The sequence below is a fragment of the Microbacterium sp. LMI13-1-1.1 genome, assembly GCF_040815625.1.
Taxonomy (GTDB): domain Bacteria; phylum Actinomycetota; class Actinomycetes; order Actinomycetales; family Microbacteriaceae; genus Microbacterium; species Microbacterium forte.
This window is the reverse complement of sequence record NZ_JBFPNL010000001.1, coordinates 335,560-355,840: the sequence shown is the minus strand read 5'-3', so window position 1 is coordinate 355,840 and position 20,281 is coordinate 335,560. Positions and strand designations below refer to the sequence as shown.

Here is a 20,281-nt window from a genome sequence, read left to right as displayed (position 1 = left end):
CGCTGACGGTGACATCGAGATCGATCGAACACACCGGAGTGCGATGACCGACACACTGCGCCTCACCTGGGACGCCCCCGCCACCCTGTGGGAGGAGGCGACTCCACTCGGCAACGGCCGCATCGGCGCCATGTCATTCGGCGGATCGGACGGTCGCTATCAGCTCAACGACTCGACGATCTGGTCGGGAACACCCGACGGCCCCGCGCGCGCACTGCAGAACGTGCGCGCGAAGGGCGCCGGCCCCGAGCGTCTCGCGGCGGTTCGCGAGGCACTCAGGGCCGGTGACGTGCGCATCGCCGAGGACCTCCTCATGGCCTTCGAGGGTCCCTACTCCCAGGAGTTCCTGCCCCTCGCCGACCTGCACGTCCGCGTGCACGAAGCCGATGAGGATGCCGACCTGTCCGCTCCGTGCCGCGTCCTCGATCTCGACTCGGCGACGCTCACCGAGACACTCCGGACCCCGAACGGGGACGTCATCCGTCGATCCTGGATCTCGGCTCCGGCACAGGTCCTGATCATCGAGCTCACCTCGACCGTCGAGTTCGCGGCGACCGTCGAGCTGTCCACGCCCCTGCGCGGTCGCATCGTCGATGCGCACGATGCGCACGACGCCCTCGTCCTCGACGTCCAGGCGCCGATCGACGGCGCTCCGCTGCACGAGGACTCGGTCGATCCCCTGCGCTACACCGATGACGACACCGAGTTCGATGCCTATGCGGCCGTCGCCGTGTCGCTCGACTCGGACGGCGAGGTGCGTCGAACCGGCGATCACCTCATCGTCCGCCATGCCCGCCGCCTGCTGATCGCCCTGTCCACATCGTCGCGCGCCGGGTCGTGGTGGGCCGACGCCGACGGGGACTGGCGGACCGCCTCTCGGGAGGCGATCCGGGATCGCGCACGAGCGAGAGCGGAGACCGCGGCTCAGCGCGACGTCTCCGCCCTCTTCGCCGAGCACGTCGCCGACCGGCGACGCATCACTCGGGCGCGATTCGCGATCGGCAGTCGGCGTGAGGGCGAGTGGAGCGTCGACCGCGATGTCCTTCACGGCTCCGACCCTCTGCTGCGCGCGACCGTCGCCGCCGAATTCGGGATGTACCTCCTCACCTCCAGCTCTCGCGCAGGCAGCCCCGCCGCGAACCTGCAGGGCATCTGGAACGACCAGCTGCAGCCCGCCTGGTCGTCGAACTACACGATCAACATCAACACCGAGATGAACTACTGGGCGGCTCCGATGCTGCTCGACCCCGATGCGCTCGAGCCGCTCCTCTCGCTCGTCGAGCTGCTCGCACGCACGGGCACCGACACCGCGCGCGAGCTCTACGGGACGCGCGGGTGGGTCGCCCACCACAACAGCGACGTCTGGGGCTGGAGCCTGCCCGTGGGCGACGGCCACGGCGCCGCGAGCTGGGCGATCTGGATGATGGGCGGAGTATGGCTCACCCACAATCTGTGGGACGCGTACGAGTTCGGCGGAGACACCGAGCTGCTGCGCGCACGGATCTGGCCGGTGATGCGCGGTGCGGTGGAATTCTGTCTCGACTGGCTCGTGCCGGGTGCCGACGGCCACCTGCACGCCTCCCCCTCGACCGCGCCCGAGAACTCCTACGTCGCCGCCGACGGCCGGCCGACTCCCCTCGGCCTGACCGCGACCTCGGACCTCAGCCTCATCGGCTCGCTGTTCGAGCGCGCACTCGTCGCGATCGATGCGCTCGGCCTCGACGATGCGCTCGAAGCCGAGCTGAGAGAGGCGCTCGCAGCTCTCGCACCCCTGCAGGTCGGCTCAGACGGGCGCCTGCTCGAATGGTCCGCGGAGGTCGAAGAGCACGAACCTCTGCATCGGCACCTCTCCCCCGTCGTCGGGCTGTTCCCGCTCGACCTGGTGACACCCGAGCGCACCCCCGAGCTGTTCGACGCCTCCGTGCGACTGATCGACGCCCGCGGTCCCGGCGCGATGGGCTGGTCGTGGGCCTGGAAGGTGGCGCTGCGCGCCAGAGCACGGCAGGGCGAGGTCGCCGCCTCCCTGCTCGAGGAGGCACTCACCCCGTTCGACGGCGACGCCACCCGGCACGGCCCGGTCGACGGGTCGGAGTGGGGCGGCCTTCTGCCCAACCTGTTCAGCACGCATCCGCCGTTCCAGATCGACGGCAACCTCGGCTTTCCTGCCGCGATCGCCGAGATGCTCGTGCAGAGCCACGGCGGCACGGTCCGCCTGCTTCCCGCGCTCCCCCTCTCGTGGGATCACGGAGACGTCCAGGGCATGGCTGTGCGCCCAGGCCTCGTGCTCGACATCGCCTGGGTGGGCGGGCGGGTGACCTCCGGCATCCTCCGCAATCCCGGTGACCGCGACAGGCACGTCACCGTCTCGGATGGCGACCGGGTGGCGGAGATCCTGGTGCCCGCCGGCGGGCAGGTCGACCTCGCGCGTCACGGCTTCGGCTCTGTCGAGGCAGACGAGGCGGAGTCCCGTGCACGGTGAGACGCGTCTCATCGACGCGCCCACCACTCAGACCGAGCCCGAGGATTTCGACGTCTTCTGGGCGGACACGATCGAGAAGACCCGCAGCCGTCCCCTCGATCTCACCGTCACCGCGCACCCCACGCGCCTCACGCAGATCGACGTGTTCGACGTGTCGTTCCGAGGATTCGGCGGAACACCCATCCGCGCCTGGCTGCGCGTGCCGCACGGCGCCGCAGGACCACTTCCCGGGCTGGTGCAGTTCTTCGGCTACGGCAACGGCCGTGGCCACGCACTGCGCGATCTGCGATGGGCATCGGCCGGCTACGCCCACCTCGTCGTCGACGCCCGCGGGCAGGGGCACGGCGACACCGACGACGACCACGCCGACGGCGGCCCCTCGGCCGGCGGTTTCCTCACCCGCGGCATCCGCTCGCGCGAGGAGTACTACTACCGCCGGGTCTATGCGGATGCCGTGCGAGCCGTCGACGCCCTCCGCACCATCGACCTCGTCGACGCCGAACGAGTCGGTGCGGTCGGGGCGAGCCAGGGCGGGGGGATCGCGCTCGCGATCGCCGGCCTCGTGCCGGACCTTGCCGCCGTGATCGTGCAGGCCCCGTTCCTCTGCGAGCTCGACCGGGCGGCGGTGCTGAGCTCCGAGCATCCGTACGCGCTGCTCACGCAGTACTTCGCGGACCGTCGCAATGACACCGCGGCCGCTCTCGAGACTCTTCGGTATTTCGACGGCATCACCCATGCGAAGCGCGCCAACGCCCCGGCGCTGCTCAGCACGGGACTCCTCGACGGCATCGCACCACCCGACACGGTGCTTCCCGCGTTCACCGCATACGGCGGCCCCAAGACCGTGGCGCTCTGGCCGTACAACGGACACGAAGCCGGCGGGGACCTCGACGAGGAGAACGCACTGGAGTTCGCCGCCGAGCATCTCGGTGCGCGCGCGCCCGACCGCCTCGCGGCGGATTCGCTACGATAGCCGACACGACCCGAAGGACCCGATGGACCACGACACCGTAGCGCGTACCACCCTGATCCGCTCGGCGTCCGACGCGGGATCCCGGGTCTTCGAGACGATCCTGACGCGCAGCCCCATCAGCAGGATCGACATCGCCCGCCAGACCGGACTGTCCCAGGCCGCCGTCACGAAGGCCGTCGCCCCGCTCGTCGCCGCCGGCCTCGTCGATGCACCGCCGGCCTCGCACCGCGACGGCACCCCCGGGCGGCCCGTGAGCCCGGTGTCCATCGTCCTCGAGGCGATGGTCATGATCGGCGTCAAGGTCAACGTCGACGAGGTCATCGCCGTCGCCACGGACCTCGCGACCACCGTGCTGGCCAGCGAGCGCCGCGCCCTCCCCGCCGACGATCCCCGCACCGTGATCGAGACGATCTCCGAGATCGTCGATGCCCTCGAGACCCAGCTCGGGGCGAGTGCCTCGGCGATCGCCGGCATCGGCGTCGCCGTCTCGGGCGACGTCGACAGCTCCACCGGCATCGTGCGCGAGTCGAACATCATGGGCTGGGCCGATGTGTCGCTCGGAGACCTCCTGCAGGAGCGCCTTCCCTGGCCCGTCACCGTGGAGAACGACGTGCATGCCCTGACGATCGGCGAGCACTGGTTCGGAGTCGGTCTCGGCACCGCATCCTTCGCCATCGTCACGATCGGACGCGGCATCGGCAGCGGCCTGCACCTCAACGGCGAGGTCGTCAGCGGGGCGTTCGGCGTCGCGGGTGAGATCGGCCACCTGCCGCTCGCCGACCCGTCTCTCGTCTGCCCGTGCGGCCGCCGCGGCTGCGTCGAGGCGGCCGCATCGACGGGCGCGATCGAGTCAGCCGTATCGGCCGCCCTCGGACGCCCGATCGCCATCGATGAGGCCGTGGCCCTCGCCCATGCGGGCGACCCTGACGCCGATGCCGCGTTCCGAGAAGCCGCCCGCCTCATCGGCACGGCGATCGCCACCCTCGTGAACCTCACCGGCCCTGAGGTCGTCATCATCGGCGGAGAGGGCGTCTCCGACTTCGATCTCTTCGAGAAGACGCTGCACGATGCGTTCGACGCGCACGCGTTCGGCGCTGCGGCGCGCTGCCGCATCCTGACCCGGCCCCACACGTTCGAGGACTGGGCGCGAGGCGCATCCGCCGCCGCCATCCAGTCGCTCGTGCGCTGACCCGTCAGCCACAGCTCTTCGAGCGGAGGGTGCGGATGTCGCTGCGCATCCGCTCCCTCCGCTGCGCATCCGCTCCTGCGACGGCCAGACGCAGAAGTGCGCGAGACGGATGATCCGTCCCGCGCACCTCATGGTCGATCAGAGTGCGTCGTAGGCCGCCTGCAGCAGCTCCAGGTAGCGTGCGAGTCCGAGCCCCTCGATGTCGGCGACGTAGGCGTCCCACGCGGCGTCGTCTGCGATGTCGCGCTGTCCGGTGACGAACTCCGCCTGCGCCTGCGTGATGTAGGTGGCGATGTTCGTCTGCAGCTCTGCGAGCTCGGCAGAGGTCTCGAGGTCGGGCCACAGCTTCTCGACCGGGAAGAGCACGCTCTCGTCGGGCGCGAACGGCTCGTACTCCTGCGTCGCATAGAGCAGACGTCGCTCGTACCCGTCCGGCGTGTAGATGTCCTCAGGCACCACCTGCGCGTTGCGGAACTCGAGCGAGTCCCAGTACTGCGACATCGAACGCCACGCGGCATTGGAGGTCTCGTCGTAGGTGACGGGACGGAAGGTCGGCTCGAGCTCCGGGTCGAGCGCGAGATCGCCCTCTTCAGCCGGCACCCAGGCCTCGCCCTCGGGCCCCATGGACGCGCGGATCTGCCCCTCGTCCGTGGCGAGGTAGTCGAGCAGCTTGATCGCCTCGATGCGCTCCTCCTCGGTCGACTTGTTCGTGAGGGCGAAGGTCCCCACCGGGTTCACGGGCGATCGCCAGGTGGCGAGCTGCGTGCCGTCCGGTCCTGCGAGGGGTGCCACCGCGTCGTAGTTCTTGTCGCGACCGTCCGGCGAGTCCGCCGAGACGAAGACGTAGGGGTGCAGAGTGACGGCGGAGCCGAGGATCTGTGCATCCGCACTGTCGCCGAGCGCCTTCAGCGCGTCGCCGTTCTGAGTGAACGCCGCCGTGTCGAGCAGCCCCTCCTGGGCGAGCGAGGTGATGTACTCCAGCCCTGCGCGCCAGCTGTCCGAGGTGGCGTTCAGCACGACCTCGTCGCCGTCGAGCACGAGCGGCGGCGGACTGGAGGGCCCGCCGACGGGTGCATAGGTGAAGGCGTTCATCAGGTAGTTGATGATGGGCTCCGACGCCGATCCGCTCAGCGGCACCTCGTCGGCCGCGCCGTTGCCGTTCGGGTCCCCGTCCTTGAAGGCACGCAGCACCGTGCGCAGCTCCTCGGTGGTGGTCGGCTGCTCGAGTCCCAGCGCGTCGAGCCACGTCGTGCTCATCCAGAGCTTCGACGGGTAGCTGCAGTGGAAGCACTCGCTCCACTGGGTGATGGCGTAGATGTGACCGTCCGGCGCGGTGACCGACTGCTCCCAGTCGGGTTTCTCCTCGAAGCGCTTCTTGAGGTTCGGCGCGTGCTCGTCGATCAGGTCCTCCAACGGCATGAGCACGCCCTGCTGGCCGTATTTGAGGATCTCGTTGCGCGAGAAGCCGTCGACCCACGGCACGAGGAAGTATGCGTCCGGATAGTCACCGCTGGCGAGCGAGATCTGGCGCTTCTCTCCCGCGACGCTGCCGTCGTAGGTGGTGGTCTGCCAGTCGAAGTCGATGTCGAACTTCTTCTCGACCTCCTGGGTGAAGAGGTTGTCCTTGAGCGAGCCGTTCTCGCCCTGCGGGCCGAATGCGACCAGCTGGCCGTTGTCGTCGCTCGACGGGGTGCAGGCGGCGAGCGCCAGTCCCGTCGCGACGACGGTGACCGCTGCGATCGCCCCTCGTGTGATGCGGTGTGTCATTGCCGGAATCTCCTTTGACCGGTTCAGGTGTGCGGGTGTGTGTGGTGGGTCTGAGTGGGGTCTGATCAGCCTTTGACGGCGCCGACCATGATCCCCTTGCTGAAGTGCTTCGCGACGAACGGGTAGACGATGAGCATCGGGACCGTCGCGATGATCACGGTCGAGTACTTCAGCAGGTCTGCGAGCTCTCGGCGCTCGAGCTGTGCGGCGAGATCGCCACCGCCTCCGCCGTCGTTGAGGATGAGGATGCCTCGGAGCACCAGCTGCAGCGGCTGCAGATCGGCGTCGCGCAGGTAGAGGAGGGCGTCGAAGTACGAGTTCCACTGCATGATGGCGTACATCAGCGCGATGACCGCGAGGAGAGGCTTCGCCAGCGGCAGCACGATGGTCCAGAGGATCCGCAGTTCGCTCGCGCCGTCCAGCTGCGCGGCCTCGTACACCTCGTCCGGGATCGACGTCCGGAAGTAGACCATCGCGATGATCACCTGCCAGACACCGATCGCGTTGGGGAGGAGCATCGACCATCGCGTGTCGAGCAGACCGAGCGACTGCACCACGATGTACATCGGGATGACTCCACCCGAGAACAGCATCGTGAACACGACGCCTCCCGTGAGGGTCTTGCGGCCGAAGAGGTTGGCCCGCGACAACGGGTAGGCGATGGCGACGGTGCCGGCGACGCTGATGACGGTGCCGGCCACGGTGTAGAACACCGAGTTGCCGAATCCTCGGAGAATCGCCGGGTTGTTGAGCGCCTCCGTGTAGCCGCGGAGCGTGAACTCGACGGGCCAGAAGAGCACGCGCCCGGATGAGACCGCCTGGGGACTCGAGAACGAGCTGGCGACGATGTTCAGCAGGGGCAGGAGCACGACGAGCAGAAAGACCGTGAGCAGCAGGTAGGCGGCGATCACGAAGACGCGATCCGCGCGGGTCTCTTTGACCTTCACGCCGGAGGTCAGGGGGTCGCGCCGGCGCCGACCGCGTCCTCTGCCGGACGAGACGACGATCTCCTCGGTGAGGAGAGGCTGTTCTCTGATCACAGTGCTCACCACAACCCGCTTCCGGTCACTCGCTTGGATATGCCGTTGACGACGAGCAGCAGCAGCAGGCTGATGACGGCGTTGAAGAGCCCGATGGTGGCTCCGAGGCTGAAGTTCGCATTGAGGATGCCCGTCTTGTAGACGTAGGTCGGGATGATCTCCGAGGTCGAGAGGTTGAGCGCGTTCTGCAACAGGAACGCCTTCTCGAATCCGATCGCCATGATGTTGCCGACACCGAGGATCAGGATGATCGTGGCGGTGGGCAGGAGCGAGGGGAGGTCGACGTACCAGATCTTCTGCAGCCGCGAGGCGCCGTCGATCTTCGCGGCCTCATAGAGCGAGGTGTCGACCGAGGCCAGAGCTGCGAGGTAGATGACGGCCGAGTAGCCGGTCGTCGTCCAGATGTCGGTCGCCACGTAGATGTGGCGGAAGAAGTCGGCACTCGCCAGCAGATCGACCTGTCCGGCACCGAAGAAGCTGAGAGTGCGCCCGAGGATCCCCACTCTCGGCGACAGCAGCAGGATCGTCATCGACACGATCACGACCGTCGAGATGAAGTACGGGGCGTAGGTCACGAGCTGCACGGTGCGTGTGAAGAACCGCAGCCTGACCTCGTTCAGCATGATCGCGAGGATGATCGGAAGAGGGAAGCTCGCGATGAGCGTGTACACGGCAAGGATGAAGGTGTTGCCGATCAGCTTCGGAAACACGGGATTGCGGAAGAGCGCCGTGAAGTTGTCGAGCCCGACCCACGGGCTCCCCCACGCGCCGTCGATGGGGTTGTAGTTCTTGAACGCGATCACGGCGTTGGCCATGGGCACGTATCGGAACACGATGAACCAGATGACGGGCAGTAACAGCAGCAGGTACAGCTGCCAGTAGCGACGCAGACTGCGGGCGAACCGGGAACGTGCGTCGGTACGTCGAGGAGCCGGTGTCGAGACCTCGACCGGTGGTGCGTGCTCAGCACTGAGCTTCATGATCGCCCTCCCAGGGCAGGGTTACTTTACGACGTAATAAAATCACGTGCAGCGGAAAAAGTAAACGCCGACTTTCGCGGCGGAGATTTCTGCGGATCGCTTGCACCTCCCTCGCAAACGTGATTTATTGACGTTGTCAAGTAACTACCGGAGGGTCTTATCCCATGACTTCCCGTGCCGACACCGTCGTCGCACTCCGCGCCTCAGGCGTCGCATTCGTTCTCCAGATCTCCGCCCCCATCCCCCGTGTCCTGCACTGGGGCGCAGACCTCGGCGAGTCCACAGCGGTGACCGCATATGCGCTGGCGCTGACCGCCAGCCCCGCTCAGCTCAACAACTCCCCCGACATCCCCCGCTCGTTCTCCGCTCTGCCCACGGAGCACGAGGGCTGGTCAGGAACACCCGCGCTGTCCGGACACGCGCAGGGCCGCGCGACGACGCCGCGACCACGGCTCGTTCGGCACGACGCGGTCATCCCGTCAGACGCAGTCGGCGGCCGCATCGCGCTCGAGTTCGAGGACGAGGTCTGCGGCATCCGCACCGAGCTGCGGTATCACCTCGACGCGCACGGAGTGCTCGCCGTCGACGCCTCGCTGACCAGGGCCGCAGAACTCAGCCCGCGGATCGGAGACACCGCGTATACGGTCGGCGCGTTCCTCGCCCTGCTCCCCCTTCCCGAACGCGCGACGGAGATCCTGGATTTCACGGGCAAGTGGTGTCGTGAGCGGTCTCCGCAGAGGTCGCCGTTCGGGTTCGGAACACACCTGCGGTCCGCACACCGTGGCAAGCCCGGCCATGACTCTCCCTTCCTCTTCGCGGCCGGCACCGACGGCTTCGGATTCGGTCACGGCGAGATCTGGGCCGTGCACCTCGCATGGAGCGGCGAGCAGCAGTACCTCGCTGAGCGCCTTCCCGAGGGCGCCGGGGCATTCAGCTCGGTCCTCGGCGCCGGCGAGGATCTGCACCCCGGCGAGGTCATCCTCGAGGATGGCGAGCGCTATGACGCGCCGACCGCCCTGTTCGCCTGGTCAGACGACGGCCTCGATGCGATCAGCGATCGACTGCACCGGCGGCTTCGCGCGCGGGACTCGCACCCGCGCGGCCCGCGCCCGCTGGTCCTCAACACCTGGGAGGCCGTCTACTTCGATCACGACCTCGCCCGCCTGACTGCCCTGATCGAGAGGGCTGCAGAGGTGGGTGTCGAGCGCATCGTCCTCGACGACGGCTGGTTCCGCGGTCGGCGGGAGGCGGATGCCGGCCTCGGCGACTGGTTCGTCGATGAGGACGTCTGGCCGCACGGACTCAGCCCGCTGGTCGATGTCGTCCGCGCACACGGCATGCAGTTCGGCCTGTGGTTCGAACCCGAGATGATCAACCTCGACTCCGACCTCGCCCGGTCGCATCCTGACTGGGTCCTCGGGCCCGCCGAAGGGTTCGGGCCCGAATCCCGATCACAGCACGTGCTCGACATCGCCAGGCCCGAGGCATACGAGTACCTTCTCGAACGCATCGACGCGCTGGTCCGCGAGCATTCGATCGACTACCTCAAGTGGGACCACAACCGCGACCTCCTCGAGGCGGTGAGTCGCGGCACCGATGGCGATCGTCCGAGTGTGCATCGGCAGACCGAAGCGCTCTACCGGCTGCTCGACGAGCTCCGCCTGCGCCACCCGGAGCTCGAGATCGAGACGTGCTCGGGTGGCGGCGGTCGGGTCGACCTCGGAATCCTCGACCGCACCGATCGCGTGTGGGCATCCGACTGCAACGATCCGGTCGAGCGGATCCAGATCGAACGGTGGACGCGCACGATCGTGCCACCCGAACTGATCGGGTCTCACCTCGGGGCCGCTCGCTCGCACACCACGGCGCGGACCACCGATCTGTCGTTCCGTCTCGCCACCTCGCTCACGGCTCACGCCGGCATCGAGCAGGACCTCACATCGGTGGACGACGACGAGCTGGCCGCGATCGCCCGCTGGGCCGGCATGTACCGGGAGTTCCGCGACCTGCTGCACAGCGGTCGCGTGGTGAACGCAGACCTCGCCGATCAGGCGACCTCGCTCTCGGGGATAGTCGCCCAGGACGGTTCCGCGGCGCTGTTCACGTGGAGCAGGTTCGCGACCTCGGCGGCGGGTCAGTCGGGTCGAGTGCGCTTCCCCGGGCTCGATGCGCACGCGGCGTACAGCGTCCGGATCCGCGAGGACCTCGGCTCCGCGAGTCGGCACGGGGGCGACCCCGTGTGGGTGACCACCGCTCTGGTGGGCGCGATCGAAGTGCCGGGAGTGGTCCTGAGCACTGTGGGGGTTCCTCTCCCGACCCTCAACGCGCAGCAGGCGATGCTCATCGAGATCCGGCGCACCGACAGCTGACACCCCGATTCTTCCTTCCCATCCACACGACAGAGCAGTCGAACGAGAGGAAAGCAATGAAGACCCATCGACAGAGAAGGCGAGCGGCCTCGATCACCGGGGCACTCGCCGCAACCGCACTCGTCCTGAGTCTCGCCCCCGGCGCGACCTGGGCGACCGCGGCGACGCCCACCCCCACGCCTGCTCCGGAAGCGACCCCGGTCTCCACGCCGTCACCACCCGCGGAGGACTCTCCCGAGACGCCGCCCCCGGCGGAGGAATCCCCCGAGACCACGCCCCCGACGGAGGATCCGACGCCGACCGAAACCTCCGAGCCCGCCCCCTCGGCCTCGCCCGATGCCACCCAGGCACCGCTGGCGAAGGAGGCGGCGAAAGCCACGTCGGACGCCGACGACGGGATCTCCGAGCTGTCCGCGAAGCCCTACATGGGCTGGAGCAGCTACAGCATGCAGGTCTACGAGGGCGGCCAGTGGATCACCGCCGATCAGATCATGGCGCAGTCCGATGCCATGCACGACAAGCTGCAGGACTTCGGCTACGAATACATCAACATCGACGCAGGGTGGAACGGCGGCCAGGACGAGTACGGACGCCCGATACCCAGCACGACGCTGTTCCCCGACGGACTGGATGCCGTGATCGACCACGTGCACGGAAACGGCCAGAAGGTCGGCCTGTATCTCATCCCCGGCATGAGCCTGGAGACCGCTCAGAAGGCGCTTCCGATCCACAACGCGCCGGGCTGCACCACCGAGAACCTGCTCAAGCAGCCCCTGCAGCAGGGCGACTACTGGGGCTTCGGCTACCGCTTGGATTTCGACAACCCCTGCACGCAGAAGTACATCGACTCGATCGCCGACCTGCTCGGCGAGTGGGGTGTGGACTTCATCAAGTTCGACAGCGTGACGCCCGGTTCCGGCATCGGCGACCTCTCGATGGATGCTCGCGAGGAGGTGGCCGCGTGGTCTGAGGCCCTCGAACGCAACGACATCTGGTTCGAGCTGTCGTGGGCGGTCGACATCAACTACGCCGACTACTGGAAGCAGCACGCCGACGGCTGGCGCATCGACTGGGACGTCGAGTGCTATTGCGGCGACGAGGCGCTGACGACCTGGGAGAACGTCGCGCGTCTGTTCCCGCGGCTCTCCGACTGGTGGCGCCACGCCGGACCCGCCGGATGGAACGACCTCGACTCCCTCAATGTCGGAAACGGCAGGATGGACGGCCTCACCCGCGACGAACGGCGCACGGCGACGACGCTGTGGGCGACATCTGCCGCCCCGATGTACCTCGGCAACGACCTCACGAACCTCGATGAGTTCGGCCTCGACCTGATCACCAATCGCGAGGTCATAGCCGTGAACCAGGCGGGTGTCCCCGCGCGACCGGTCTCGACCGGCACGAAGCAGCAGGTCTGGTACGCACTCAACCCCGATGGCACATATACGGTCGCGCTGTACAACCTCGGTCGTGCAGACGCCGACATCACCGTCGACTGGTCTGACATCGGTCTCGACGGATCCGCGAAGATCCGCGACCTCTGGGCCGGCAAGAACCTGGGCACGGAGGCCGACGGCTTCACAGCCGAGAGCGTGCCGATCCATGGTGTGCGCCTGCTGAAGGTGACGCCAGCGAAGCAGGCCGTGCTCACGGTGAACGATGATTCGCTGCGCGTCGGCTACGACGGAGACTGGATCCGCAACGACGGCAACGAAGTCCCGGCGACATCGCAGCCGTTCACCGTCGCCGTGTCCGACACCCCGGGGGGTGGCACGCCCACCCCGCCCGCCACAGGTCTCACGGTGACGCTGAACGACGACGATGCACGCATCGGCTACAGCGGCTCGTGGGGGGACAGCAACAATCGAGGACTCGGCGATCACGGCGACGATGTGCACTACGCAGAGACCAACGGAGCGGCGTTCGAGTACACGTTCCAAGGCACCGGCATCCAGTACATCACCGAGAAGCACGAGTCGCAGGGAGAGGTCGAGATCTACCTCGACGGTCAGCTCGTGGAGACCGTGGACACGTCGCTTCCTGCGGCGGACGGCCGACTCTCGCAGCAGGTCGTCTACGGCGTCGCCGACCTCGCGAGCGGGAGCCACACCCTGCGTGCGGTGAAGAAGTCCGGCTCCTTCATGCTCCTCGACAAGCTGGTCGTCACGCTCGACAGCCAGCTGAGCACGACCTCGGGAGCCTTCAACAAGGCCGCGCCCGCCGATGTCGCCGTCGACGTGCTGCGGGATCCCGGCGAGCTCGCCTCGATCAGCGTCGCCGGCGATGCGCTCGAGCGCGACGTCGACTTCACGCTGTCGGGCAGCACGGTCACGATCCGCTCGTCGTACCTTGCGACGCTTCCCGTCGGCGATACGATCCTGGACTTCGACTTCACGGGAGATCACCTCGATGACGTGCACGCCACCGTGGCTGACGGAGCGTCCGTGGCATTCAGCTTCCGCGGAGCCGGCGTCTCGTGGATCGGTCCGAAGGGCCCTGACCAGGGCACGGTCGACGTCTACATCGACGGCAAGAAGGTCGAGAGCATCGATACTCACAACGAATCGCGCGTCTCGACCCAGGAGCTGTTCTCCGTCTCGGGTCTGAAAGACAAGGAGCACACGATCAAGATCGTGAAGACGTCGGGAGACGTGCTGCGCACGGACGTGTTCCGGTACACGGTCAAGAAGGTCGGCTGATCACTGCCGGGGCGGGCCTCGCGCCCGCCCCGGCAGCACCGTGCGCCTCGCGGATGTCCGCGCCCGGGTGCATACTCTGCGGCATGGAGATCACACTCGCACAGCCCGCGGGACTCGTCGTGAGCCCCGCATTCAGTCATGTCGCCGTCGTCCCCCCAGGGGCCACGACGATCCACATCGGCGGCCAGAACGGCGTCGACGAGACCGGCGCGCTCGTCTCGGCGGATGCCGCCGAGCAGTCGCTCCGAGCGGTTCAGAACGCCCGCATCGCCCTCGAGTCAGCCGGCGCGAGCCTCGACGACGTCATCAGCTGGACCATCTACATCCATCAGGATGCTGATCTGCGCGCTGCCTACGGCGCCGTCGCATCCACGCTCGCGCGCGACGGCGCCCCTCCCCTGGTGACCGCAGCCCTGGTGGCCGGTCTCGGCGTCCCCGGAGCAGTGATCGAGGTGAGCGCGATCGCCGCTGTCATCCGCGAATGACCTGACCCGGCGTCAGCTGTTCAGATTCTGCCCCGCACCGGCGTCCGCTCGGCCGAGTCGCCGCCGTCCGGCATGGCCATCTCGGCGCGAACACCGAGCAGTCGCACCTCACGGTCGTGATCGAGCGTGTCACCGAGAGCGAGAGCCGCATCGACGACCTCGGCCCGCTCGGTCGTCGGCTCTGACAGCTTGCGACCGAAGGTCTTCGTCTCGAACGGTGCGTAACGCACCTTGAGGTGCACGCGGACGACCGCCCGCCCCTCGGAGGCGCAGTCGTCGAAGGCCTGCCCGGCCAGATCGACCAGCGCCGATCGCACCTCCGCGGGCGTCGTGAGGTTCTGCTGGAAGGTCGTCTCACGACTGTGGCTGCGTGCCACCCAGGGGGTGCTGTCGACCACGGCAGGTCCGAGCCCCGACCCCAGACCGTGATACCAGACGCCCATCCGGGGACCGAACTCCGCGGTGAGCTGGCCCTCATCGGCCTCAGCCAGCTCACGGACGGTCGTGATGCCGTGGGCCGCGAGCCTCTTCTGCACCTTCGGCCCCACACCCCAGAGCCCCCGCGTGGGCTTGTCTCCCATCACCTCGAACCAGTTGTCGGCGGTGAGCCGGAACACTCCTCGGGGCTTGCCGAACTCGGTGGCGATCTTGGCGCGCACCTTGTTGTCTCCGATACCGACCGAGCAGTGCAGCCCGGTCGCCTCGAGCACCGCGCTCTGAGCGAGGCGCGCGATCCCCTCAGGATCGTCCGTCGTGACGCCGAGGAAGCACTCGTCCCAGCCGATGACCTCGAGCACCACCCCTGGCAGCGCGCGCAGCGTCGACATCACCTCCGTCGACGCCGACTCGTAGGCGTCGTGGTCCACCGGAAGGAAGACAGCGTTCTCGGGAGCCTTGCGCGCGGCGATCTTCAACGGCATCCCGGATCCGATGCCGAACTCGCGCGCCTCGTACGACGCCGTCGACACGACGGCTCGCTCTGTGGGATCCCCCCTGCCGCCGACTATGAGGGGAATCCCCGAAAGCTCGGGTCTGCGCAGCACCTCGACCGCAGCGATGAACTGGTCCATGTCCACGTGCAGAACCCAGTCGCTCATGCATCGAGTGTGGCCCGTGTCACTCGGGAAGTCACCCCTCGCACACGATCAGCGTGCGGCGCTCAGCTGATCGAGATGCCGATCGCCGTCGTGATCACGGCGAGCAGCGGCAGAGTGCCCTGCATCGCGGCAGCCCGCAGCTTGGTGCGGTCGGAGAGCACGAGCACCAGTGCCGCGGCGAGCATCATCCCCGTGCCGGCGAAGACCAGAGTCAGCCCGATCGTCGTGAGGCCGATGATCACGAAGCCGACGCCGAGCAGCGCGGTCAGCGCCAGGAAGAGGTTGTAGAAGCCCTGATTGAAGGCGAGGGCCTTCATCGTGACGGCGTCGGCCTCGCTGGCGACGCCGAAGATCTTCCTCGTCTCAGGTTCGGTCCACTTGAGCGATTCGAGCGCGAAGATGAAGACGTGGAAGGCGGCAGCGGCCGCGGCGAGGACGAGTCCGACGATGAGCATGACTCGATCGTATCGACCCTCGCATGCTGTCAGATCAGGAAGATCGGCAGCAGCCCGGGGTTGTGCGCGTGCACGAGCACGGCGAAGACGACAGCGTCGAAGAGCAGATGCACGGTCACGACATAGGCGAGCGAGTGCGTCCGCATGAAGATGAACCCCTGCAGGAGCGCGAACGGGATGGTGAGCAGCGGACCCCACTCGCGGTAGCCGAGCTCCCACAGGAAGGAGACGAACACGATCATCTGCAGCACGTTGGCGAGGGCATCGGGAAAGTGTCTGCGCAGCAGTGCGAACACGGTGCAGATGAAGAACAGCTCGTCCCAGATGCCGACTGCGCCGACGCCGACGAACAGCCGCGCGATGAGCTCGGGCGAGTCGACGACCGGCCAGTTCTGATAGACCCCGCTCGTGATGAAGTAGAAGGGCAGGATCAGCCAGCCGAGCACCAGGACCGCCACCAGCCAGCCCCACTGCAGGCGCCCCCATCGCCGGTGTGCACGCCAGGGGAAACCGATCGCCCGATCTCGGAAGACGAAGCGCGAGACGACGTACGGCACGGCGACCGCACCTCCGAGCGCCAGCGTGAAGCGCAGCATCGCCAGGTTGTCGAGCTCCGCCGCCAGCGGGATGACGCTCACGATGAGCATTCCGAGCGCGATCAACGAGAGGTCCCGGGTGAGCGAAGGCCGACGACTCGCTCCGATCACGCGAGCGCTCTCGGGCCGCGCGCCGACGGTCGCCGTCTGATCCGGGGACGAGGGCACACGCCGTTCGACCAGCCAGGCGGCGCCGACGCCGAGCGCGAGCAGCACCCAGCCGAGCCATGCGATCTGCACGACGAAGAACGCCGGTGCCGCAAGGCACACGAGCAGCGCAGGTGCGACGGCGGGCCAGGTGGTCGACGTGCGCTGGGTGCCGATCACGCGCGCGGCTTCCGCCGATACACGAGATCGCGGATGTCGCGTCCCTTGGCGATCCCCTTGCGCTCGAAAGCCGTCATGACTCGTCCGTCGAACCGCTCCGCCCAGTCACCGTCGAAAGCGCGCTCGAACAGCGGCTCGTCGTCGAGCACGTCGCGCATCTGGAGGGCGTAGTCCTCCCAGTCGGTCGCCAGGCGGAGGAGACCTCCGTCGCGAAGCGCGCGGGCGGCGGTGTCACCGAACCCCTGGCGGACGAGCCGGCGTTTGGTGTGCTTCTTCTTGTGCCACGGGTCGGGGAAGAAGATCCAGACCTCCGCTGCGGCTTCCTCGGGCAGGTAAGACGAGAGCACCTCCGGCGCATTCGCCTCGACCACACGCACGTTGCGTGCGCCCTCGCGGTCGGCATCGAGCATCGTCCTCGCCAGCCCGGCGCGAAAGACCTCCACGGCGAGGAAGTCGTCATCGGGGCGCGACGACGCCGCGGCGACGATGGCGTGCCCCTGCCCGGATCCGATCTCGACGAACAGATCGGCCGTCCGTCCGTATTCGACGGTCGGGTCGAGCCTTGCTTCAGGGTGCACCGAGGTCCACGCGACATCACGAGGGACATCCAGGAGGTAGTGCGGTCCGAGCTCGTCGAACGCGCGTTCCTGCGCGTCGGACATCCGGCCGCTGCGGCGCACGAAGGAGACCGGTTCGTCGCGGAAGGTGCGGGGTTCGGGCATGCTTCCAGGGTAGTCGGCGGCGATCGACGCCACAGACCGCGGATCAGGGCGCGGGCGCGGTGACGAAGTCGATCAGCTCTTCGACCCGGCCGAGGAGCGCGGGCTCGAGGTCGCGATACGTGTGCACCTTCGACAGGATGTGCTGCCAGGCCCGACCGGTGTCGCCCTGCGTCTCATATGGCCAGCCGAACGCACGACAGATCCCGGTCTTCCAGTCCGTCCCCCGGGGGATCTCCGGCCACTTCGCGATTCCGAGAGCCCGCGGGGTGACGCACTGCCAGACGTCGACGAACGGATGGCCGACGATGCGTACGTGCTTTCCATGCGGTCCGCGGGCGACCGCATCGGCGACGCGCGACTCCTTCGACCCCGGCACGAGATGGTCGACGAGCACCCCGTAGCGCCGGGAGGCGGTCGGCGGCTCGGCGGCGAGCAGCTCATCGAGCAGATCGACTCCCTGCAGGAACTCGACGACCACGCCCTCGACCCGCAGATCTGCGCCCCACACCTTCTCGACGAGCTCGGCGTCGTGCTTGCCCTCCACCAGGATGCGGCTGGGCAGTGCGACCCTGGCTCGCTGGTCGGCGGCCACGAAGGATCCGGATGCCGTGCGCCGGAGTCCCTGCTCCTTCGCTGCGGGGACGGTGAGGCGCACAGGCGATCCGTCGATCAGGAACCCGCCGCCCAGGGGGAAGAGGCGCTTGCGCCCGACTCGGTCTTCGAGCTCGACGTTGCCGCCCTGCACCCGCGTGACCGCTCCGCAGAATCCGTCCTGCGCGACCTCGACGACGAGATCGAGCTCGGCCGCAACCTGAGGAACCGGCTTCGCTGCGCGCTCCCGCCATCCGGCCGCGAGCACATCCGATCCATACCTGTCGTCCATGCCATCCAGCGTATGTGTCTCCGCTGAGGGCGAACGGCTATCCCCGCCCGGAAGCTGTCGCGTGTCGGTCTCAGTGCATAGACTCGTGCCATGGGGCTCGGCTGCCGGTCGGAGGGAACACGATGAAGACACGGTGGCTCGCGCTGGCCGCGCTGACCGCGGCAGCGGCCGCAGGGGCGTTCTCCGCCTCGGCCGCGTCTGCGACCGATCCGGTCACTCTCGACTCGGGGTACGTGACCGACGACGCCGACGTCCTCAGCGCGAGCGAAGAGGATGCTGTCGAGGCTCGACTCCAGACGCTCAGCGACAACTCCTCCTCCGACCTCTTCGTCGTCCTCGTCGACGACTTCACCTCGCCGTCCGACAACGTCGCCTGGGCCGACACCGTCGCAGAGAGCAACAACCTCGGCTCCGAGCAGTATCTTCTCGCCATCGCGGTGGACGGACGCAGCTACTACATCTCGGCCGCCCCCGACGGTCCGCTCAGCGACAGCAAGCTCGACGATGTGGAAGACAAGATCCAGGGCCTGGCCGCACAGGAGGACTGGGAGGGCATGATCGTCCTCGCTGCCGACGAGATCGAGGGTGACGGCGGGGCGGGCGCTCTGCGAGCCACCCTGATCGTGGTCGCTGTCATCGCACTCGGCCTCGTCGTGTGGCTCGTCATCGCGCTCGTACGCCGCTCGCGGAGGAACGCCGAGATACGCAGGCGCGGGGCCATGCCGGAGAAGCCCGATCCGAACGATCCGTTCTCGACTCTGACCGACGAGCAGGTGCAGACGCAGGCAGGTGCTGCCCTCGTGCAGGCCGACGATGCGATCACCTCGAGCCGGGAGGAGCTCGGCTTCGCCGTCGCGCAGTTCGGCGAAGCGGCCACCTCGGCGTTCACCGGCGCCGTCGAGACCGCCAAGGCCAAGATGTCGGAGGCCTTCGATCTCAAGCAGAAGCTCGACGACGAGATCGAGGACACCGTCCACGATCGTCGCGCGTGGCACATCCGCATCATCCAGATCTGTGACGAGATCGACGATGTTCTCGACGAGAACACCGAGGCGTTCGACGCCCTTCGCAAGCTCGAGCAGAATGCACCGCAGGAACTCGAGCGAGTGAAGGGTGAGCGGGCAGCGCTCCAGCCTCTCCTCGACGGCGCGGCCGCTGCTCTCTCGGCTCTCGCCGACACCTACGACTCGACGGCTCTGTCGACCGTCGCAGACAACCCGGCGCAGGCCCAGGAGCGCGCGCTGCTCGCAGACCGTTCGATCGAGGCCGCAGCACAGGCGATCGCCGCGGGAAGGTCGGGCGAGGCCGCCTTCGCGATCCGCACGGCCGAGCAGTCCGTCGCACAGGCGGCTCAGCTGGTTCAGGCGATCACCGCGCTCGGCTCCGAGCTGACGGACATCGAAGCGCAGGCGCAGGCCCTGGTGACCGAGCTGCAGGCAGACGTCGCCGCCGCGCAGCAGCTGCCAGACCCTGACGGAGCGATCGCCTCGGTCGCCACGGCGACCGTCCGCCAGCTGCAGCTGGCCCAGACCGGCCTCGCCGGAGCCTCACGCGACCCCCGGCGGGTGCTCGACGCCCTCACTGCCGCTAACACGCAGATCGATGCCGCGATCGCCCAGGGCACGCAGGCGGCGGAGCGTACACGCCGAGCGCAGCAGATGCTCGAGCAGACGCTGACCCAGGCCGGCTCCGAGATCCGCGCGACCCGTGAGTACATCGAGACGCGCCGCGGCACGGTCGGGTCGACCGCACGCACCCGGCTGTCGCAGGCCGAGGCCTCCCTCACCCAGGCACTGAACCTGCGCGCGACCGACCCCGTGGCGGCGCTCACCGAAGCCGGTCGCTCGCTCGATCTCGTCCGTCAGGCCACGTCGTCCGCGCAGGCCGACGTCGAGGCGATGAATCCGAGCCGGTACCAGAACGACAGCTGGGGCGGCGGAGGCGGCAGCATCTTCGGCGGATCCGGTTCCGGCGGCTCCGGCCTCGGCGGCGACATCCTCGGCGGCATCATCGGCGGTCTGCTCTCCGGTGGTGGGGGCGGCGGTGGCTCCTCCCGCAGCAGCAGCTGGCGCTCCAGCGGAGGCGGCGGTTTCCGCAGCTCCGGTTTCGGCGGAGGCGGCGGCAGCCGCTCCAGTGGCCGCAGCGGCCGTTCGGGAGGGCGACGCTTCTGAACCGTACACACATCGACCCCAGACATCGAGTCCGACCCTCTGAAAGGAA

Annotated in this window: 15 protein-coding genes; 7 read left to right on the top strand and 8 right to left on the bottom strand. The window is 68.1% G+C overall.

All coding sequences use genetic code 11. The features are described from left to right. The first annotated feature begins 43 nt into the window (after positions 1–43). Genes MRBLMI13_RS01650 through MRBLMI13_RS01640 form a run of 3 tightly spaced genes read left to right on the top strand, consistent with a single transcriptional unit; the run spans position 44 to position 4,641 of the window. The gene (locus tag MRBLMI13_RS01650) at positions 44–2,479 is read left to right on the top strand and encodes a glycosyl hydrolase family 95 catalytic domain-containing protein (RefSeq protein WP_367820896.1); all 2,436 of its coding nucleotides are present in this window, start codon (positions 44–46) and stop codon (positions 2,477–2,479) included. Then, entirely contained in the window at positions 2,469–3,452 is a 984-nt protein-coding gene (locus MRBLMI13_RS01645) for an acetylxylan esterase (RefSeq protein ID WP_367820898.1), read from the top strand. The genes MRBLMI13_RS01650 and MRBLMI13_RS01645 overlap by 11 nt, the downstream gene beginning before the upstream one ends. Before the next feature lie 22 nt (positions 3,453–3,474). Further along, a complete protein-coding gene (locus MRBLMI13_RS01640; protein ID WP_367820900.1) occupies positions 3,475–4,641 on the top strand; it encodes an ROK family transcriptional regulator in 1,167 nt (388 codons plus the stop codon). Between the two features lie 138 nt (positions 4,642–4,779). Here the strand turns inward: MRBLMI13_RS01640 and MRBLMI13_RS01635 are convergent, their stop codons facing one another. The 3 genes from MRBLMI13_RS01635 to MRBLMI13_RS01625 all read right to left on the bottom strand — a co-directional run bounded on the left by MRBLMI13_RS01635 (position 4,780) and on the right by MRBLMI13_RS01625 (position 8,428). Further along, the gene (locus tag MRBLMI13_RS01635) at positions 4,780–6,408 is read right to left on the bottom strand and encodes an extracellular solute-binding protein (protein ID WP_367820902.1); all 1,629 of its coding nucleotides are present in this window, start codon (positions 6,406–6,408) and stop codon (positions 4,780–4,782) included. A gap of 65 nt (positions 6,409–6,473) precedes the next feature. After that, entirely contained in the window at positions 6,474–7,457 is a 984-nt protein-coding gene (locus MRBLMI13_RS01630; protein WP_231567638.1) for a carbohydrate ABC transporter permease, read from the bottom strand. Then, the gene (locus MRBLMI13_RS01625; RefSeq protein WP_367820904.1) at positions 7,454–8,428 is read right to left on the bottom strand and encodes an ABC transporter permease; all 975 of its coding nucleotides are present in this window, start codon (positions 8,426–8,428) and stop codon (positions 7,454–7,456) included. The genes MRBLMI13_RS01630 and MRBLMI13_RS01625 overlap by 4 nt, the downstream gene beginning before the upstream one ends. A 164-nt stretch (positions 8,429–8,592) precedes the next feature. Here MRBLMI13_RS01625 and MRBLMI13_RS01620 point away from each other — a divergent pair, with 164 nt between their 5' ends. The 3 genes from MRBLMI13_RS01620 (at position 8,593) to MRBLMI13_RS01610 (ending at position 13,981) form a co-directional block, all read left to right on the top strand. After that, positions 8,593–10,797, top strand: coding sequence for an alpha-galactosidase (locus MRBLMI13_RS01620; RefSeq protein ID WP_367820906.1), 2,205 nt, complete (start codon positions 8,593–8,595; stop codon positions 10,795–10,797). 56 nt (positions 10,798–10,853) lie between these two features. Next, the gene (locus MRBLMI13_RS01615) at positions 10,854–13,496 is read left to right on the top strand and encodes a X2-like carbohydrate binding domain-containing protein (protein ID WP_367820908.1); all 2,643 of its coding nucleotides are present in this window, start codon (positions 10,854–10,856) and stop codon (positions 13,494–13,496) included. 83 nt (positions 13,497–13,579) lie between these two features. Then, on the top strand, positions 13,580–13,981 hold the full coding sequence (locus MRBLMI13_RS01610) for a RidA family protein (RefSeq protein WP_042541878.1): 402 nt from the start codon (positions 13,580–13,582) through the stop codon (positions 13,979–13,981). A 20-nt stretch (positions 13,982–14,001) separates the two neighbouring features. Here the strand turns inward: MRBLMI13_RS01610 and MRBLMI13_RS01605 are convergent, their stop codons facing one another. From MRBLMI13_RS01605 to MRBLMI13_RS01585, 5 genes are all read right to left on the bottom strand, one after another. Continuing rightward, entirely contained in the window at positions 14,002–15,078 is a 1,077-nt protein-coding gene (locus MRBLMI13_RS01605; protein WP_367820910.1) for a DNA polymerase IV, read from the bottom strand. A 62-nt stretch (positions 15,079–15,140) separates the two neighbouring features. Continuing rightward, entirely contained in the window at positions 15,141–15,533 is a 393-nt protein-coding gene (locus MRBLMI13_RS01600) for a DUF1304 domain-containing protein (protein WP_367820912.1), read from the bottom strand. A 29-nt stretch (positions 15,534–15,562) separates the two neighbouring features. Continuing rightward, positions 15,563–16,456, bottom strand: a complete 894-nt coding sequence (locus tag MRBLMI13_RS01595) for a CPBP family intramembrane glutamic endopeptidase (protein WP_367820914.1) — start codon at positions 16,454–16,456, stop codon at positions 15,563–15,565. After that, complete coding sequence (gene trmB, locus MRBLMI13_RS01590; RefSeq protein ID WP_309687549.1) at positions 16,453–17,178, bottom strand: tRNA (guanosine(46)-N7)-methyltransferase TrmB; 726 nt, start codon at positions 17,176–17,178, stop codon at positions 16,453–16,455. Before trmB ends, MRBLMI13_RS01595 begins: the two co-directional genes overlap by 4 nt. 43 nt (positions 17,179–17,221) lie before the next feature. Then, a complete protein-coding gene (locus MRBLMI13_RS01585) occupies positions 17,222–18,061 on the bottom strand; it encodes a DUF3097 domain-containing protein (protein ID WP_042541882.1) in 840 nt (279 codons plus the stop codon). Positions 18,062–18,183: 122 nt separating this feature from the next. Between MRBLMI13_RS01585 and MRBLMI13_RS01580 the strand changes: the two genes are divergently transcribed. Next, positions 18,184–20,232: a TPM domain-containing protein gene (locus tag MRBLMI13_RS01580; RefSeq protein ID WP_042541883.1), complete on the top strand. Its 2,049-nt coding sequence runs from the start codon at positions 18,184–18,186 to the stop codon at positions 20,230–20,232. Positions 20,233–20,281: the final 49 nt, after the last annotated feature.

Coding starts and splice junctions, on each gene's coding strand:
- MRBLMI13_RS01650 (WP_367820896.1), top strand. CDS start 44: ATGACCGACACACTGCGCCTCACCTGGGACGCCCCCGCCACCCTGTGG.
- MRBLMI13_RS01640 (WP_367820900.1), top strand. CDS start 3,475: ATGGACCACGACACCGTAGCGCGTACCACCCTGATCCGCTCGGCGTCC.
- MRBLMI13_RS01635 (WP_367820902.1), bottom strand. CDS start 6,408: ATGACACACCGCATCACACGAGGGGCGATCGCAGCGGTCACCGTCGTC.
- MRBLMI13_RS01625 (WP_367820904.1), bottom strand. CDS start 8,428: ATGAAGCTCAGTGCTGAGCACGCACCACCGGTCGAGGTCTCGACACCG.
- MRBLMI13_RS01620 (WP_367820906.1), top strand. CDS start 8,593: ATGACTTCCCGTGCCGACACCGTCGTCGCACTCCGCGCCTCAGGCGTC.
- MRBLMI13_RS01615 (WP_367820908.1), top strand. CDS start 10,854: ATGAAGACCCATCGACAGAGAAGGCGAGCGGCCTCGATCACCGGGGCA.
- MRBLMI13_RS01610 (WP_042541878.1), top strand. CDS start 13,580: ATGGAGATCACACTCGCACAGCCCGCGGGACTCGTCGTGAGCCCCGCA.
- MRBLMI13_RS01605 (WP_367820910.1), bottom strand. CDS start 15,078: ATGAGCGACTGGGTTCTGCACGTGGACATGGACCAGTTCATCGCTGCG.
- MRBLMI13_RS01600 (WP_367820912.1), bottom strand. CDS start 15,533: ATGCTCATCGTCGGACTCGTCCTCGCCGCGGCCGCTGCCGCCTTCCAC.
- trmB (WP_309687549.1), bottom strand. CDS start 17,178: ATGCCCGAACCCCGCACCTTCCGCGACGAACCGGTCTCCTTCGTGCGC.
- MRBLMI13_RS01585 (WP_042541882.1), bottom strand. CDS start 18,061: ATGGACGACAGGTATGGATCGGATGTGCTCGCGGCCGGATGGCGGGAG.
- MRBLMI13_RS01580 (WP_042541883.1), top strand. CDS start 18,184: ATGAAGACACGGTGGCTCGCGCTGGCCGCGCTGACCGCGGCAGCGGCC.